We start from the raw sequence: 14870 nt of genomic DNA, 5'->3' as shown, positions 1-14870 counted from the left end.
CATTGTTCTGGTAATTATTGCTTTTGCTCCATAATAGGTGCGACATAAGCGACGCCTCCTAGCTGGCGCATTTGACGCTCGATCCAGCGCACACGCTGCAAAACATAACTGGAAGGGTTGCTTACGCTATAACGCTTAGGGCTAGGCAGAACGGCTGCCAATCGCGCAGCCTGAGCTTGGTTAAGTCGTTTAGCTGGTATTCCAAAATAGTGCTGGCTAGCAGCCTCTACACCATAAATGCCTTTCCCAAACTCAGCTATGTTTAAATACACTTCCATAATCCGCCATTTAGGCCAAACCGCCTCAAGCCCTAAGGTCAGACCAGCCTCAAATACCTTTCTGATGAGCTGGCGCCCATTCCATAAAAACAAGTTTTTAGCCGTTTGCTGCGATATCGTGCTCGCACCGCGTAAGCCATCACCTTGGCGGTAATCACTAATCGCTTCTGCTATGGCATGTGTATCTAAGCCCCAGTGTTGTAGAAACTTCTGATCTTCGCTAGCGATAACAGCTAAAGGCATCCAAGAGGATATGTCATCCAGATCAACCCACGTCTGCTGAGTGTTAACCCCTTCCAGTGTCACTTTTTCACTGAGTATAAATGCACTGGTAGGCGGATCTAGATAACGAAATAAGCCAATCATTAAGGCAAAAAAAAGTAAAACCGCCGCAACAGTGAAGCACACGTAACGAACTAATTTACGTATTATGCGGCCTAAAATCCGTTTAATTCCCTTCACTCATATCACCTGTGTGAAATACTGGCATTAGCGTATTGAATGATCACGCGCCTCTTCCGGTGTTTCTAACTTATGCCCAGCCATTACAAATTTTGGCAAACTCAGATCACCAAAGATTGCCGCTAAACGTAACACAAAGATAATCAACATAGCACTCAAGGCTAATAAGTTATGCTCAAGGTGATCAGCTAGTAACACATAATAACTTGCACCAATAATGGCGCATGTTGCATAAAGCTCTGCATGTAATATGAGTGGAATCTCGCGCGTTAAAATATCGCGAATCAAGCCTCCAGCACAGCCGGTAATACAACCCATCACAACGATAATCAACGGAGACATACCAAGAGAATGCGCTTTCTCGGCTCCAAGCACGACAAACAAGGCCAAGCCAGCGGCATCTAAAATCAGCATTAGACGTCGTGGATAACTCAAATAGCGGCAAGCGATAAAGGCTACGATTGCCGAAACTATCGCGACATATAAAGAGGTATTATTGGCTACCCAAAATACGGGAGAAGCATCCAAAATGACATCCCGCACTGTCCCACCTCCTACAGCGGCCACAATAGCTAAGACAACTACACCAAAAATATCTAAACGTTTACCCTGTGCGGCAATAGCGCCGGTAATGGCAAACACAGCCGTTCCCACTATTTCTGCAATGCCTATCAGTAAATTGTAATCCACAGTATTTATCATAATCATATATTCATATTTAAGCAGGTTGCTTTAGAGGGTAGCGGATAGCAGACGTTAGCGGTAACGCCCTTGGCGGTGACCTTTGGCCCCCGCCATTTTAACAAGGCCAACACGCGTATGAGCATGACATAAAGCGATTGCCAAACCATCAGCCGCATCGGCTTGCGGTAAACCTGGAAGTTTTAAAATTTGCATGACCATGTGCTGGACTTGAGTTTTATCAGCTGAGCCCTTCCCTACCACAGCTTGCTTTACTAACCGAGCCGCATACTCATAAACGGGAAGTTGATTTTGTGTTCCAGCAACAATGGCTACGCCGCGAGCTTGACCAAGCTTTAACGCCGAATCAGCATTCTTTGCCATGAAAACTTGCTCAATTGCCATTTCTTGAGGGCAATACGTTCGTATAATTTCATTTACGCCGTCAAACACTTGATTCAACCTATCTGGCAGCTCGTCACCCGAGATTTTTATACAGCCGCTGGCAACATATTCATTACGCGAACCAACAGAGTTAATCACACCAAAGCCTGTTATGCGGGAGCCAGGATCGATACCTAAAATGATCATACAATAGCCTTGATGATAAACCGTGTTATGAGTGCCGTTAACAAAAAAAGCCGAGAACTACTCGGCTTAAACTATCAGGAAGGAAACAAGCACTATCAACCTATCCCGTGATGGGTAAAGGCTGCTTAGGCCTCATCTTCCATAGAGGCTTCGGGAATCGATGCATTATGATAAACATTTTGCACGTCATCTAAATCTTCGAGCACATCCAGTAAGCGCAAAATCTTACGACCACCTTCCACATCAAGATCAGCTGTTGTCGATGGGATCATCGCTATTTCTGCATGCACAGGTTCTAAGCCCGCTTTACTTAACCCTTCTTTTACATCCATAAAGTCGGCTGTAGACGTAAACACATCAATACTAGTGTCCTCGTTAGTCACAACATCATCTGCACCTAACTCTAAAGCCGCCTCCATGATAGCGTCTTCATCGGCGCCTTCATCAAAACTAATCTGCCCTTTTTTCTCGAAAAGATACGAAACAGATCCGTTCGTCCCCAAGTTACCACCATGCTTGGAAAACGCAGCTCTAACCTGTGAAACCGTGCGGTTCACATTATCGGTCATGGTTTCAACTAGAATAGCGACACCACCAGATCCATAACCTTCATAGGTCAGCTCATCGTAATTTTCACCTTCCGCACCACCAGCACCACGAAGGATAGCTTTATCAATAGTGTCGCGCTTCATGTTAGCGCCGAGAGATTTGTCGATAGCAGCCCTCAAACGAGGATTATCAGCAGGGTTACCGCCGCCCTCTTTAGCTGCAACAACAAGTTCACGGATGAGTTTGGTAAAAATTTTGCCTCGCTTAGCGTCTTGACCAGCTTTGCGATGCTTGATGTTTGCCCACTTAGAATGGCCTGCCATAGGATGACCTCTAACTTAGTTTTATCGAGTAACTGTACGTTTACAATAGATAGTACATAAAGGGAAAGGAACCCACTTCACAGGTTATGCTGCGCACAAGCTATAAAGCGGGTTTAGTCTAAAGCTTAAGGGAAATTTAAACTTCGTCTTTTTTACGTAACTTGATATTCAACTCACGCAACTGAGTATTGCCTACTACTCCCGGAGCATCAGTCAACAAACAAGCCGCTGATTGCGTTTTAGGGAACGCAATTACTTCGCGGATTGACTCTGTGCCTGTCATCAACATAATCAAGCGGTCTAAACCAAATGCTAAACCACCATGTGGAGGCGCACCGTATTTAAGAGCGTTGAGTAAGAAGCCAAACTTCTCTTCCGCTTCTTCGTCAGTAATGCCCAATACACGGAAAACGGTCTTCTGCATCTCTTGATCATGGATACGCACAGAACCACCCCCTAACTCAGTACCGTTGAGCACCATGTCGTATGCTCGTGATAATGCAGTTAGCGGATTAGCTTCTAGCTCTTCTGGTGAACAGCTTGGTGCAGTAAATGGGTGGTGTAATGCTGAAACGGAACCATCTTTGTTAGTTTCAAACATTGGGAAATCAACAACCCACAATGGAGCCCACTCTTTTTCAAGCAAGTTCATATCGATGCCCACTTTGATACGTAGCGCACCTAATGCTTCGCTGACGATCTTCGCAGAATCGGCACCAAAGAAAATGATATCACCATTTTGGGCACCAACGCGCTCAACAACTTGCATTGCAATGTCGTCACCCAAGAACTTAACGATAGGTGATTGCAGGCCATTCGCGCCGTTTTCAAGCTCGTTAACTTTAATCCACGCCAAGCCTTTCGCTCCGTAGATACTCACGTATTTAGTGTATTCATCGATGATTTTACGCGTGAGGGAAGCACCACCGGGTACTTTTAGCGCCGTCACTCGACCGTTTGGATCTTTAGCCGGTCCAGCAAACACTTTAAATTCTATATTCTGTAGCAAGTCTGCTACATCAACTAATTCAAGCGGGATACGCAAATCTGGCTTATCAGAACCGAAGCGGCGCATTGCCTCTTCATAGCTCATCCGTGGAAACTCACCTAGATCGACGCCTTTAAGCTCACTGAACAGTTTACGAATCATTGATTCGGTCATGCCCATGATCTGCTCTTCATCCATGAAGGATGTTTCAATATCGATCTGAGTAAATTCTGGCTGACGGTCAGCACGCAGATCTTCATCACGGAAGCATTTAGCCACTTGATAGTAGCGATCAAACCCTGACACCATCAGCAATTGCTTAAACAATTGAGGCGACTGAGGCAAAGCAAAGAAATGCCCTTCATGCGTACGGCTAGGTACTAAGTAATCGCGAGCACCCTCTGGAGTAGCGCGGGTCAGGATAGGTGTTTCGATATCTAGGAAACCATTATCGTCCAAAAAGCGACGTATTTCAGACGTAACTTTTGAGCGGAAACGCAGTTTGTTTTGCATATCCGGGCGACGCAAATCGATAAAGCGGTTACGCAAGCGAACATCTTCACTGACATTCTGGTGGTCATCCAGTTGGAAAGGCGGAGTTTCTGCTTTATTCAGGATCACTAATTCTTTGCCCAGCACTTCGATCTCGCCTGTTGGCATATCCGAATTAGTTGTACCTTCTGGGCGATTACGCACCAAACCTTTAACTTCGATAACATATTCATTACGAACACTATCAGCCAGAGCAAAGCTTTCTTCACGATCGGGATCAAATACCACCTGAGCAATCCCCTGACGATCGCGTACGTCTAGGAAGATAACTCCACCGTGGTCTCGACGACGGTGAACCCACCCAGATAGGGTAATTTCTTCACCAATGTGTTCTTTTCTCAGGTCGCCGCAATAATGGCTGCGCATAATCAATGGTTCCTATTCTTCTGTACCGGATACTCTGCTAACGACACCAAAAACATGCAATTGCGGTAATAAGCAGAGCATCTATGAAATCGAGGCTCAATAAAGCCGCGAATTATACCTGAATTACACTAACGATACAGCGGCTGCACAACCTAATTTTACGGGGTTGTGAAAGCAACTTCCCCGCTCAGCATAGACTTAACTTTCTCGCCTACCTCTTCAAGCTGCTCCGCTGTATAAGGAATAGCAGGCACCTTGCCCCATACAGGTCCCGGCCAAGCCGGATCAGACTCTTGGCGTACAATATGATGAACGTGCAATTGCGATACAATGTTGCCCAACATACCCATATTAATTTTTCGTGCACCGAAAGCATCCGCCAGTGTTTCCGACACCTCAGAAGATTCAATCATCAGTTGCTGCTGATCTTCTTTTGACAGATGATAGATCTCAGTTGCTCCGGCACGACGTGGCACTAAAATTAACCATGGATACTGGCTATCGTTCATCAGCAATAGACGACATAAAGGGAAATCACCCAACGTAATACAATCATTGTCTAGACGAACATCGAGCGAAAAATCAAGTTCAAGGGAATCCATTTTAGATCTCCATCAGTATATTACTGAGACACAATACTTAGATATACCGTACGGGCAAGCAAACTAAGTAGGCTAAAGAACATATTACATCAGTCACTAATCGTTTATTAGATGCGTTAACTCTCATCAACTTACACGACTAACTATCTGTATTAATTATATTTTACGAGATTATACCACCAAGCCATGAGTTACCGAGTTGAATTATCCCACAACATAGCATCAATCGGAGAGGCACAATGGGATGCGCTTGCCGGTGATGATCACCCGTTTACCCGTTATGCTTTTTTAGCCGCTCTTGAGAGTAGCGGCGTGGTATCAGCCAAAACCGGCTGGCTCCCTATGCATTTAAGCATCTTTGATGGTGATCAACGTATCGCGGTGATGCCCATGTACCAGAAAAGCCACTCTTACGGAGAGTATGTTTTTGACTGGGGCTGGGCTGATGCCTATCATCAAAACGGAATCGATTATTATCCAAAGCTATTAACAGCCATCCCTTTTTCACCGGTAACAGGCCCTCGCATACTAAGCCAACTTGCTACCGAGACACTCATGGCACTGGCGGGGCCTTTGCTTAGCGAGATTATTCCTCACATTTGTAACGAGCAGGGTTTATCGTCGTGGCATGGACTTTTCTTTACGCAAGCAAGCCACACAGCACTGCCCACCGATACCTTTATTAGTCGTTTAGGCACTCAGTATCATTGGTTTAATCGTGATTTTAAGACGTTTGATGACTTTTTAGCGACATTTAGCTCTCGCAAACGAAAAAACGTTAAGCGCGAGCGCCGCAAAGTAACCGAACAGGGGATCCGCCTAAGTACATACGAAGGCGAAGCAATTACCCCTGAGCTTTTACGCACCTTCTTTCACTGCTACCAACTCACTTACCTTAAGCGCGGGCAACAAGGTTATCTCAACCTTGAATTCTTTGAAAAAATCATCAACTCCATGCCCGAGAGCCTCGTATTGTTTATCGCGTCGCTTGACCAACAACACGTGGCGTGCGCCCTGTGTTTTAAAGACAGCCATACGCTGTATGGGCGCTACTGGGGTAGTTTGGACGACTTTGACAGCTTACATTTTGAAACCTGCTATTACACGGGTATCGACTATTGTATTGAACATGGCTTGCAACGGTTTGACCCGGGCGCCCAAGGAGAACATAAAATACAGCGGGGTTTTGAGCCTATCAAAACATGGTCAGCTCATTACATTGCTCACCCAGGCTTTAAAGAAGCAGTACACAGATTTACGACGGAGGAAGCTGAACTCATGGAGGAACGAATGTCTGACTTAGCAACCCTACTTCCTTTTAAAGCCGATGAGCAGCTTGGGTAAAGCTGCTCAGAAGAGTAAAGGGCTTATTACTTAGGACGAGGAATATCGATAACCTCCCCCAAAGTACTGTACTCTCCTCCTCCCATGCGGCCCAGCGGGTCAATGGCTTTTGCGCCAATATTGATGCGCCCTGAATCGCTGACTTCAACAACCTGATCATCAACCCAAACACGCTCTACTTGTCCAAAAATCAAATTCTGATTACCGGGCCCAATTGTGTCGATCTTATAACACGTGCAAGCCATAGCGACGCTAGGACCAAGCACTCGTGGCAAACTAAAGCCTTCAAAGTCAGTGGTTTCAAGGCCACTTTTTGATACTTCCGACTCACCCGCCGGCAAAACAGCCGATGTTTGCGTCATCACACCAGCTAGGTCTGAACTCGCAATATGAACGACAAAATGTCCGCGCTCTTGGATGTTGACACATGTATCCTTCGGCGTACCGTCAGGTTTATACCCTACAGAGATCATAATTAACGGTGGCTCACTGCACACAGGCGCGAAATAAGAAAACGGGGCTAAATTTAATTCTCCATTTTCATGCTCAGACAACACCCAAGCTACAGGCCGAGGAATGACGACCTGTGTTAATGTGTGGTAGACCGCACTTTTACTCAGCGTCGAAAAATCTAATAACATGCACCATTCCCCTATACTTAATCATAAACGTTGTAGTGAAACCGAATAATACCGATAAAAATACACCAACCACACCGCGCAATAGTCATTTTCAATAAAGATGCTTTACCATGGGTTTATAAAATACGTGAGTCTCAGCAGGATGCATCAGTGATGATTGATTTTGATACAGCGGTTTGGACAGCAGTTGGTAGTATTCCTCCCGGAAAAGTAGCGACTTACGGCAGTATTGCAAAACTAGCGGGGCACCCCAAACGAGCCCGCGCGGTCGGGCGTATACTATCTAAACTCCCCGAAGACTCCACACTTCCATGGCATCGGGTTATTAATGCACAAGGAAAGTTATCATTTGAGGTAGCTTCCCCTCGCTACCTAACGCAAAAAGCTCGACTACAAGAAGAAGGTGTATACTTTACTGGCAAACGCATCAACCTAACGACCTATTTAATTGAAACCTAGCCCTGATAAGCTACTGTTCAACCTTTTAGGGAGCCAGGGTGAAACACACTTAAAAATTAAGTCTATATAAAGCGACAGCTTAGCCATATAGCACTTAAGCTATTTATGCGTGAGCCGATAATAAAGTCATCCACATGACCGTAAACGAACGAGTGTAATGGAAAGAAAGACGCTTCAGAAACAAAACGAAGAGCTGCAGCGAACTATTCGCATGACAGTCCGTCGTATCGAGCATAATGAGACTATTCTCAAGCGCTTCTTTGATGTTGAGCTCAAGTTACTTGCTTGTAATAAGTTATCAGACCTCATTGCACTACTACTGACCGATTTTAAACACACATTTAAGCTATCCGCTGTCACACTCTATCTTTTTGACCCCGACGAACTAGCCAAAGATTTACTAATCGGTATTCCCGCCGCTCATTCCAAAGCACTGACTTTATTTAAGCACCAAGACGAACTTAACGAGCTTTACCCCAATAGTGAACTACAAGCTGGCGAATTAAGTACGGGGTTGAGGAAGCTACTCTTCCCTGACAATCCGTTTGTTCTTAGTGCCGCCATGTTACCTTTGATTCGTCAGGATTGTTTAATAGGCAGTTTACATTTAGGCGCACAGGATTCTGACCGCTACAGTATTGACTATCGGTATGACTACTTATCGCACCTGTGCTCGGTTATTTCGGTTTGTATAGAGAACTGCATTAACCAAGAAAGCCTACAGCGCCTGAGCACTATTGATCCTTTGACCGGTGTCCACAACCGCCGCGCTTTTAGTCATGACATAGCACGTGAAATCAATCGTGCGCATCGCACACAAGAACAACTAAGCTGCCTATTCGTCGATATAGATCATTTTAAAACCATCAATGACAACTATGGGCATCAAACAGGTGACAGAGCCTTGCGTACGTTAGGAAACTTGCTGAAAGAGCAATTCCGCAAAACCGACCTAATCTCTCGCTATGGTGGAGAGGAGTTTGCCGTACTCCTGCCATCATGTTCTGAAAAAGAAGCAGTCTGCGTTGCCGAAAACCTAAGACAAGCCGTTGAAGCTCTTATTATAAGAGATATAGAAGGCTCTCCCTTCCGTCTCACGGCGTCAATTGGCACATCCACCTTTGCTCCGGCGCTAGTCATTGAGAAGCGTGATGATAAAGCGCTGCGGTACCAATCTGAGTTATTACTTAAACAAGCAGACTTCGCATTATATGAAGCGAAAAGAAGCGGTCGCAACAGAGTCTATAGCCACGCGTTGAAGGCAGTGCGGCGCGAAAACGAATCAATCGATCAATCAGTGAACGGTTAGCAACTCGCTATTCACTGGCGTAAATAGTCATGTATATCAACCAACGTTTTAGCCCGATAATCTGTCAAGTCAGGCCACTGTAGCTGATCATCCTCATGTACATGTATCGTTAGACATTGCGCACTTTTACCCGCCGCTAAATCAAAGCGATAGTCTCCCACCATTACAACCGGCGTATGAGAGTCAGCGTTAACTCTCCAGTGCTCTTTAATACAATGAATACCTGCTGGGTCTGGTTTTGGAGGAGCTTCATCACGACCTAAAACACACGCCTCATCAAAAAAAGATAGCAGCCCGATTGATTCTAAAGACATCAATGCAAAAGGCCGAGTATTGCGCGTTAAAATAGCCAGGTGACACGATCGTTTGTGCAAATGTCGAATCAACAATTCAACACCTTCTGCAGGCTGTGCTTGTTGAGCATAGAAGTGCTCTAATTCATTCAAACGCTCTGTTTTTTGATGTTTTTCATCGGCAGTTAATCGATGAATATGCGTTAAAATATCTTCTGCTGGTGGGATATCAAGCTCTCGCCTAATATGGTCGAAATCGTGAACCGCTTTAGTGAGCGTGCCATCTAAATCAAACACCCAGTGACGACTAGCCTTAAACAACTCAATCACGCAACGGTACCTCTAATCGATCCAACAAGACATCTAGCTTACTTTCTAGGCTCGCCAAACGCTTCTGTTGGTCTCTTTGGTAATTTTCGGCCACTAAATGACGTTCTGCTAATAAATGCTGCTCCAGCTTTTCTATTGAATCGTGACTATCTTTAAGCGTCTGCAATAAATTGCGCGAGCGTTTTTTGGAGCTGTCAGTCAGCCGTCCAACATGACCTAACGTCTTTTGTAGCTGACTATCAAGGTCGTGGATATGCTGGGCAACGGTGCCCATATCGTGACTCAACGATTGGTTGATATGGCCGACCTTATCCTCTAATTGGGACACCGCGGTTTTAAAGCGTGTCAAAAATTTATCGCCTTCTCTATCCATAAAGATAAGCAATAACTCTTCCGGATAGAGTGCACGATTGCGCCCCTCGGTTCGCACGGTGTACTCGCCACGAGATGAACAATAAGGCCGCATATGACCACTAGGCACCTCGACACGCATAAGCGGAGGGCCATTTAAGTTTTCAATAAATATTTGAATCTCAACATTTGGGTAACAATCAGTTGCCTTGTTGATCATCATTAACCTGGCATTATCATCTACGTCACAACCAACGATTTTGCCACGTTGCAATCCATCTTCTGATGTATATTCGTCGACCCCAATTAGCAAAGTCCCACCTGTAGGGGAATTTGCAAAGGCCACCAGATCACTACTTTTAATACCTGTAGCTTCACGTTTGAAATCTACATTGGTATTTTCGGGAGCGTCCAGCATCATACGTGTCCGCTTTGTCAGCGTTTGATACTCTCGCTTAACGGGCATGATTTAGTTAGTTACCCACATACATCAGAAGAGATCGGCTTATTGATATAATGCGTCATCAAATGGATCTAACGGTGTATCTAACATTTGGTCATCGCGAAAGTACAATACACGACCTTCAAAACGTAGACCTTTAGAAGCAAACCAACGCTCGGTGTCTTCACGCCCTTCTTGTGCACTACCAACCTTCATGGATGCACTCATCACACGATAAAAGTAAAGACCAAACAATGCGGCCGAGGCACCCATGAAAAAATCTGACGCCAATGCAAATAGCAGAGCTATGAGAGCCGCGATCCAAACACGGCTGGCACGCGCGGTTTTTGCCGCCTCGTTTGCTTCCTCGTATTGATCTTGAAATTTCAAATAACGACGAAAGTTTTGCTGTAGGTTAAATTTATCGTTAGACGATAATTTGCGATCCATTACTACACCTTTAGTATTTAACGATTAATCCCAAGTATGAGAGTAGCACAAGCTAGCGCTCATCAAACCAAACTTTTACTAACAACTTCATAGACATCAGTCGACAAGCTACCGCTGTCCATGATGCGTTGCAACTCATTCTTCATTAGCGCCTGACGCTGCTCACTGTATCGCTTCCAGCGTGTTAACGGTGTTACAAGCCGCGAAGCTATTTGCGGGTTAAGTGCATTAAGCTCAATAATACGGTCAGCCAAGAAGGCATACCCCGATCCATCCAGCTGGTGGAAGTTAACTGGGTTTTGCATAGCGAAAGCCGAAATAAGCGCCCTAACTTTATTAGGATTGCGCATGGTAAATGCTGGGTGATCCATTAACGCAAGCACTTTATTGAGCGTCCCCAGTTTTGGGTCACTCGCTTGCACAGACAACCACTGATTAACGACTAACGACTCTTCTGACCAGCGTTCATAAAATATCGCAAGCACTTCGCTAGCGGCCACTTCATCATTTGAATGTACTAACAACCCTAGAGCTGCCTGGCTGTCAGTCATGTTATCGGCATTATCAAACTGCGTACGCACTAACGATAAGTGCTGCGGCTTCTCAGTTTCTACCAGGTAAGCAAGGCTCAAATTACGCAACGCTCGCTTTGCAATACTATCAGCGTCTGGTGAATAGGGCTCGCTGGAGCTGCAACGCTCGTAAGCAGCGATAAACTCAGCTTCAAGCGCATTGGCAATATGTTGGCGCGCGAAAGTTCTTGCGGCATGAATCGCATCGACATCAATTTCATCCACTAATTCGGACAAATATGCTTCGCTAGGCAACGTCAAAATTTTAGCCACCATAGCAGGATCAAGCGTTTCATCCAGCAGCACGCTTCTGTAGGCCTCGCTCAATCGTGCATCAAATGCCAGTGGCTCGCCCTGTTGATAAGCCGCGGTAAGCGACTGCAGCACATCAACACCCAGCTTTTGAGATGCTTCCCAGCGGTTGAAGCCATCACTATCGTGCTGCATTAAGAAAACTAGTTCATCCCTAGAATAAGGGTAACGCAGCTTCACCGGCGCCGAAAAACCGCGCAACAAGGAAGGCACCGGCTTATCGCCATGAATACCTGTAAACTCAAAACGCTGCTCCGCTTCTGTTAACTCTAAAACCTGAGTTGTCTGACCATTCGTTAAGGGCAGATCTGCACCTTGATCATCAATCAGGCCGACAGCAACCGGCAAGTGGAAGGGTAGCTTTTCATTCTGCCCCGGTGTAGCCGGACATGATTGCTGGATGATCAGCGTATAAACACCAGCGGCGGGATCGTACTCATCACTAACGGTTAGCTCTGGTGTTCCTGCCTGCTCATACCAGCGCTTGAACTGTGTAAAGTCACGGCCTGATGCATCAGACATGGCGGCAACAAAATCATCGGTTGTTACGGCTTGTCCATCATGACGATCAAAATACAGATCACTCCCCTTGCGGAATAAATCCGGCCCGAGCAATGTATGAATCATACGCACAACTTCGGCGCCTTTCTCATAGATCGTCATCGTGTAGAAGTTTGAAATTTCAATAAAGGAGGATGGGCGAATAGGATGCGCCATCGGGCCAGCATCTTCTGCAAACTGGGCCGTTCTTAATACAGAAACGTCTTCGATACGCTTTACGGTGCGGGAGTTAAAGTCGGCACTAAACTCAGAGTCTCGAAAGACGGTAAAGCCTTCCTTTAGGCTCAGTTGGAACCAGTCTCGGCATGTTACTCGATTACCCGACCAGTTATGAAAATACTCATGTGCTACAACCCCTTCAACTCGCTGAAAGCCAAGATCTGTAGTCGTCTGCGGGCTGGCTAATACACAGGAGGTGTTAAAGATGTTTAACCCTTTATTCTCCATAGCCCCCATATTGAAGAAGTCGACAGCCACGATCATAAAAATATCAAGATCATATTCCCGACCATACACCTCTTCATCCCAACGCATGGAATTTTTCAACGATGTCATGGCATGATCGAGCTTATTTAAATCTTTTTTATCCGCAAAAATCTGTAAAGCTACTTTACGGCCACTCATGGTCGTATAGCTATCTTCAACATGCGATAAATCTCCAGCCACCAGCGCAAACAAATAGGCAGGCTTACGGAATGGATCTTCCCACGTTACCCAGTGACGACCACCCTCAGAGTCCCCGCTATCGATAGCGTTACCATTCGAAAGCAAGACTGGGCACGTTGTTTTATCTGCTTCAATGGTGGTGGTGAATACCGACATAACATCAGGGCGATCAAGGTAGAAGGTAATGCGGCGAAAGCCTTCAGCCTCACATTGAGTGCAATAGAAACCATCCGAACGATACAAGCCTTCTAACGCCGTATTTTCCTGCGGATTAATTTCTGTAACTGTTTCTAAAACAAAACTGTCGGGGACATCATGTATGGTTAAACCATCATCAGTGCGGCTGTAATCTTTATCACTCAACACCTGGTCATTAATTGCAACTCGATGCAAAACCAATGATTTATCGCCATCCAAAAACAACGCACGCTGTTGCGAGTGGCTCTCGGGGTTTTTTCTCATGGTCAAGCGAGCTTTAACTAATGTTTTAGTTGCTTCAAGCTCAAATCGTAAATCAGTTTGGTCAATTAAAAACGCTGGTACCTGATAATCCTTTAAATAGATGACTTGCGGTTGAGACATTGACTTTAACCCCTACTCTGAACTCAGCTCAATTTGATAAGCCGTGTATTTACGCATATTAATAACACCGGTATCTAAAATGAGATACTGCCCTTTGATACCTAGCAGCACCCCTTCAACTTCCGGTGTTTTATCTAAATTATGTGTGACTACCTTAGTCGGATATTCAATAACGGGATAGTTAATATTAATCGCCTCACCGTTATCGATGGCTTGTAACGCCTGTACGCCATGCTGCTCAAGCAAACCTTCAATACCTTGAGCACATTTCGCCATTAGTTCATCCCGGACCACCGCTAGATCAAGCTTATCTACTTGCCCTTTGAGCATTGCACGCCAATTGGTTTTATCTGCTACGTACTCACCTAACAAGCGTTCGATTAAACCCGATTGTAAGCGAGTTTGTACCCGAAAAATCGGCAAAGCCTGTACGGCTCCTTGATCAATCCAGCGGGTAGGTACTTGAGTACCACGCGTTATACCAACTTTCACTCCTGAAGAGTTTGCTAAATAAACAATGTGGGGTGTAAAGCAGTTCGCCTCACCCCATGCAGCATCACGACATGTTCCTTCCTGAAAGTGGCACTTTTCAGGACTCATAATACAGGTGTCGCATTGCGGTAATTTTTTAAAACAAGGGTAACAGTACCCCTGACTAAAGCTTTTATTAGTTTTTCGACCGCAATGCGTGCAATTGATGGCACCCAAATAGCGGATATGAATTTTTTTAGACAGCAACGGGTTCATTGCAACTTCGCTATCACCCAGGGGCAAACGGTATTCGACCGGCTCCGCTAGGGTTGTTTTCATTTTACTAACAGAACCTGAACCTAATAACTGCATTAAAACTCGCTTAGTGGGTAAGAATTTTTAAAATTTCTGGCTCGAGCGGATCCGAACCGTGTTGTTTTCCGTCTTGTCGTGTACGGTCGATAAAGCCAATATGCTCTTCTTTTGGCAAATTTGTCTGGTCATATGCGATAACCGCACGCATACAAATAGCTTGCTGCTCATCTGTTAAACGCTGACCATTTGGCCATTTACCCAGCTCAATCGCTTGCTTTAAAGACGCATGCATCTGAGGCGTCATTTTTGAAATCAGCTCTTCGTAAGTCATTTTATACTCCTCAACATACGCCTATCTTAACAGATAATAAGCGAGGTTC

16 protein-coding genes are annotated in these 14870 nt (G+C 45.3%); 3 read left to right on the top strand and 13 right to left on the bottom strand.

Annotation, left to right across the window (positions count from 1 at the left end):
- Positions 1-14: 14 nt before the first annotated feature.
- The 6 genes from mtgA to OW491_RS11005 all read right to left on the bottom strand — a co-directional run bounded on the left by mtgA (position 15) and on the right by OW491_RS11005 (position 5392).
- The gene (mtgA, locus tag OW491_RS11030) at positions 15-740 is read right to left on the bottom strand and encodes a monofunctional biosynthetic peptidoglycan transglycosylase (protein ID WP_290036001.1); all 726 of its coding nucleotides are present in this window, start codon (positions 738-740) and stop codon (positions 15-17) included.
- 27 nt (positions 741-767) lie between these two features.
- Positions 768-1442, bottom strand: a complete 675-nt coding sequence (locus OW491_RS11025; RefSeq protein WP_075173449.1) for a trimeric intracellular cation channel family protein — start codon at positions 1440-1442, stop codon at positions 768-770.
- 54 nt (positions 1443-1496) lie between these two features.
- Positions 1497-2012, bottom strand: coding sequence for a crossover junction endodeoxyribonuclease RuvC (gene ruvC, locus OW491_RS11020; RefSeq protein WP_290035999.1), 516 nt, complete (start codon positions 2010-2012; stop codon positions 1497-1499).
- Positions 2013-2137: 125 nt separating this feature from the next.
- The gene (locus OW491_RS11015) at positions 2138-2884 is read right to left on the bottom strand and encodes a YebC/PmpR family DNA-binding transcriptional regulator (protein WP_075171926.1); all 747 of its coding nucleotides are present in this window, start codon (positions 2882-2884) and stop codon (positions 2138-2140) included.
- 136 nt (positions 2885-3020) lie between these two features.
- Positions 3021-4790, bottom strand: a complete 1770-nt coding sequence (gene aspS, locus OW491_RS11010) for an aspartate--tRNA ligase (RefSeq protein ID WP_178968574.1) — start codon at positions 4788-4790, stop codon at positions 3021-3023.
- A 158-nt stretch (positions 4791-4948) separates the two neighbouring features.
- Complete coding sequence (locus OW491_RS11005; RefSeq protein WP_290035996.1) at positions 4949-5392, bottom strand: HIT domain-containing protein; 444 nt, start codon at positions 5390-5392, stop codon at positions 4949-4951.
- A 186-nt stretch (positions 5393-5578) separates the two neighbouring features.
- Between OW491_RS11005 and OW491_RS11000 the strand changes: the two genes are divergently transcribed.
- Positions 5579-6736 (top strand): GNAT family N-acetyltransferase, encoded by a 1158-nt coding sequence (locus tag OW491_RS11000; RefSeq protein ID WP_290035995.1) that lies wholly within the window; start codon positions 5579-5581, stop codon positions 6734-6736.
- A 26-nt stretch (positions 6737-6762) separates the two neighbouring features.
- On the opposite strand, the gene OW491_RS10995 is transcribed toward OW491_RS11000, so the two are convergent.
- Positions 6763-7377 (bottom strand): flavin reductase family protein, encoded by a 615-nt coding sequence (locus OW491_RS10995; RefSeq protein WP_075171922.1) that lies wholly within the window; start codon positions 7375-7377, stop codon positions 6763-6765.
- Between the two features lie 153 nt (positions 7378-7530).
- On the opposite strand from OW491_RS10995, the gene OW491_RS10990 reads away from it, so the two are divergent.
- Positions 7531-7836 carry an MGMT family protein gene (locus tag OW491_RS10990; protein ID WP_290036145.1) on the top strand — a complete coding sequence of 102 codons (306 nt, stop codon included), beginning with the start codon at positions 7531-7533 and terminating at the stop codon, positions 7834-7836.
- A 157-nt stretch (positions 7837-7993) separates the two neighbouring features.
- Positions 7994-9145, top strand: a complete 1152-nt coding sequence (locus tag OW491_RS10985; protein ID WP_290035993.1) for a GGDEF domain-containing protein — start codon at positions 7994-7996, stop codon at positions 9143-9145.
- 11 nt (positions 9146-9156) lie between these two features.
- On the opposite strand, the gene OW491_RS10980 is transcribed toward OW491_RS10985, so the two are convergent.
- From OW491_RS10980 to OW491_RS10955, 6 genes are all read right to left on the bottom strand, one after another.
- A complete protein-coding gene (locus tag OW491_RS10980) occupies positions 9157-9768 on the bottom strand; it encodes an HAD family hydrolase (RefSeq protein WP_290035991.1) in 612 nt (203 codons plus the stop codon).
- Positions 9761-10585: an ATP-binding protein gene (locus OW491_RS10975; protein WP_075180029.1), complete on the bottom strand. Its 825-nt coding sequence runs from the start codon at positions 10583-10585 to the stop codon at positions 9761-9763. Before OW491_RS10975 ends, OW491_RS10980 begins: the two co-directional genes overlap by 8 nt.
- 39 nt (positions 10586-10624) lie before the next feature.
- Positions 10625-11011 carry a hypothetical protein gene (locus OW491_RS10970; protein ID WP_075171918.1) on the bottom strand — a complete coding sequence of 129 codons (387 nt, stop codon included), beginning with the start codon at positions 11009-11011 and terminating at the stop codon, positions 10625-10627.
- Positions 11012-11073: 62 nt separating this feature from the next.
- Positions 11074-13704 carry an aminopeptidase N gene (gene pepN / locus OW491_RS10965; protein WP_290035988.1) on the bottom strand — a complete coding sequence of 877 codons (2631 nt, stop codon included), beginning with the start codon at positions 13702-13704 and terminating at the stop codon, positions 11074-11076.
- A gap of 12 nt (positions 13705-13716) precedes the next feature.
- Positions 13717-14547: a DUF2797 domain-containing protein gene (locus tag OW491_RS10960; protein ID WP_075180031.1), complete on the bottom strand. Its 831-nt coding sequence runs from the start codon at positions 14545-14547 to the stop codon at positions 13717-13719.
- Positions 14548-14557: 10 nt separating this feature from the next.
- Entirely contained in the window at positions 14558-14821 is a 264-nt protein-coding gene (locus OW491_RS10955; RefSeq protein ID WP_075171915.1) for a DUF1315 family protein, read from the bottom strand.
- Positions 14822-14870: the final 49 nt, after the last annotated feature.

Origin of the sequence: Neptunomonas sp. CHC150 (assembly GCF_030397555.1) — a bacterium.
Classification (GTDB): Bacteria; Pseudomonadota; Gammaproteobacteria; order Pseudomonadales; family Balneatricaceae; genus Neptunomonas; species Neptunomonas phycophila.
The sequence above is the reverse complement of the archived record's forward strand: the minus strand, read 5'-3'. Positions and strand labels throughout refer to the sequence as shown.

Excerpts from the sequence above, each read along its gene's own strand:
- OW491_RS11005 (WP_290035996.1), bottom strand. The coding sequence starts at position 5,392 with ATGGATTCCCTTGAACTTGATTTTTCGCTCGATGTTCGTCTAGACAAT.
- OW491_RS10970 (WP_075171918.1), bottom strand. The coding sequence starts at position 11,011 with ATGGATCGCAAATTATCGTCTAACGATAAATTTAACCTACAGCAAAAC.
- OW491_RS10960 (WP_075180031.1), bottom strand. The coding sequence starts at position 14,547 with ATGCAGTTATTAGGTTCAGGTTCTGTTAGTAAAATGAAAACAACCCTA.
- OW491_RS11015 (WP_075171926.1), bottom strand. The coding sequence starts at position 2,884 with ATGGCAGGCCATTCTAAGTGGGCAAACATCAAGCATCGCAAAGCTGGT.
- OW491_RS10990 (WP_290036145.1), top strand. The coding sequence starts at position 7,531 with ATGATTGATTTTGATACAGCGGTTTGGACAGCAGTTGGTAGTATTCCT.
- OW491_RS10975 (WP_075180029.1), bottom strand. The coding sequence starts at position 10,585 with ATGCCCGTTAAGCGAGAGTATCAAACGCTGACAAAGCGGACACGTATG.
- OW491_RS10955 (WP_075171915.1), bottom strand. The coding sequence starts at position 14,821 with ATGACTTACGAAGAGCTGATTTCAAAAATGACGCCTCAGATGCATGCG.
- OW491_RS11025 (WP_075173449.1), bottom strand. The coding sequence starts at position 1,442 with ATGATAAATACTGTGGATTACAATTTACTGATAGGCATTGCAGAAATA.
- aspS (WP_178968574.1), bottom strand. The coding sequence starts at position 4,790 with ATGCGCAGCCATTATTGCGGCGACCTGAGAAAAGAACACATTGGTGAA.
- OW491_RS10985 (WP_290035993.1), top strand. The coding sequence starts at position 7,994 with ATGGAAAGAAAGACGCTTCAGAAACAAAACGAAGAGCTGCAGCGAACT.
- ruvC (WP_290035999.1), bottom strand. The coding sequence starts at position 2,012 with ATGATCATTTTAGGTATCGATCCTGGCTCCCGCATAACAGGCTTTGGT.
- pepN (WP_290035988.1), bottom strand. The coding sequence starts at position 13,704 with ATGTCTCAACCGCAAGTCATCTATTTAAAGGATTATCAGGTACCAGCG.
- OW491_RS11000 (WP_290035995.1), top strand. The coding sequence starts at position 5,579 with ATGAGTTACCGAGTTGAATTATCCCACAACATAGCATCAATCGGAGAG.
- OW491_RS10995 (WP_075171922.1), bottom strand. The coding sequence starts at position 7,377 with ATGTTATTAGATTTTTCGACGCTGAGTAAAAGTGCGGTCTACCACACA.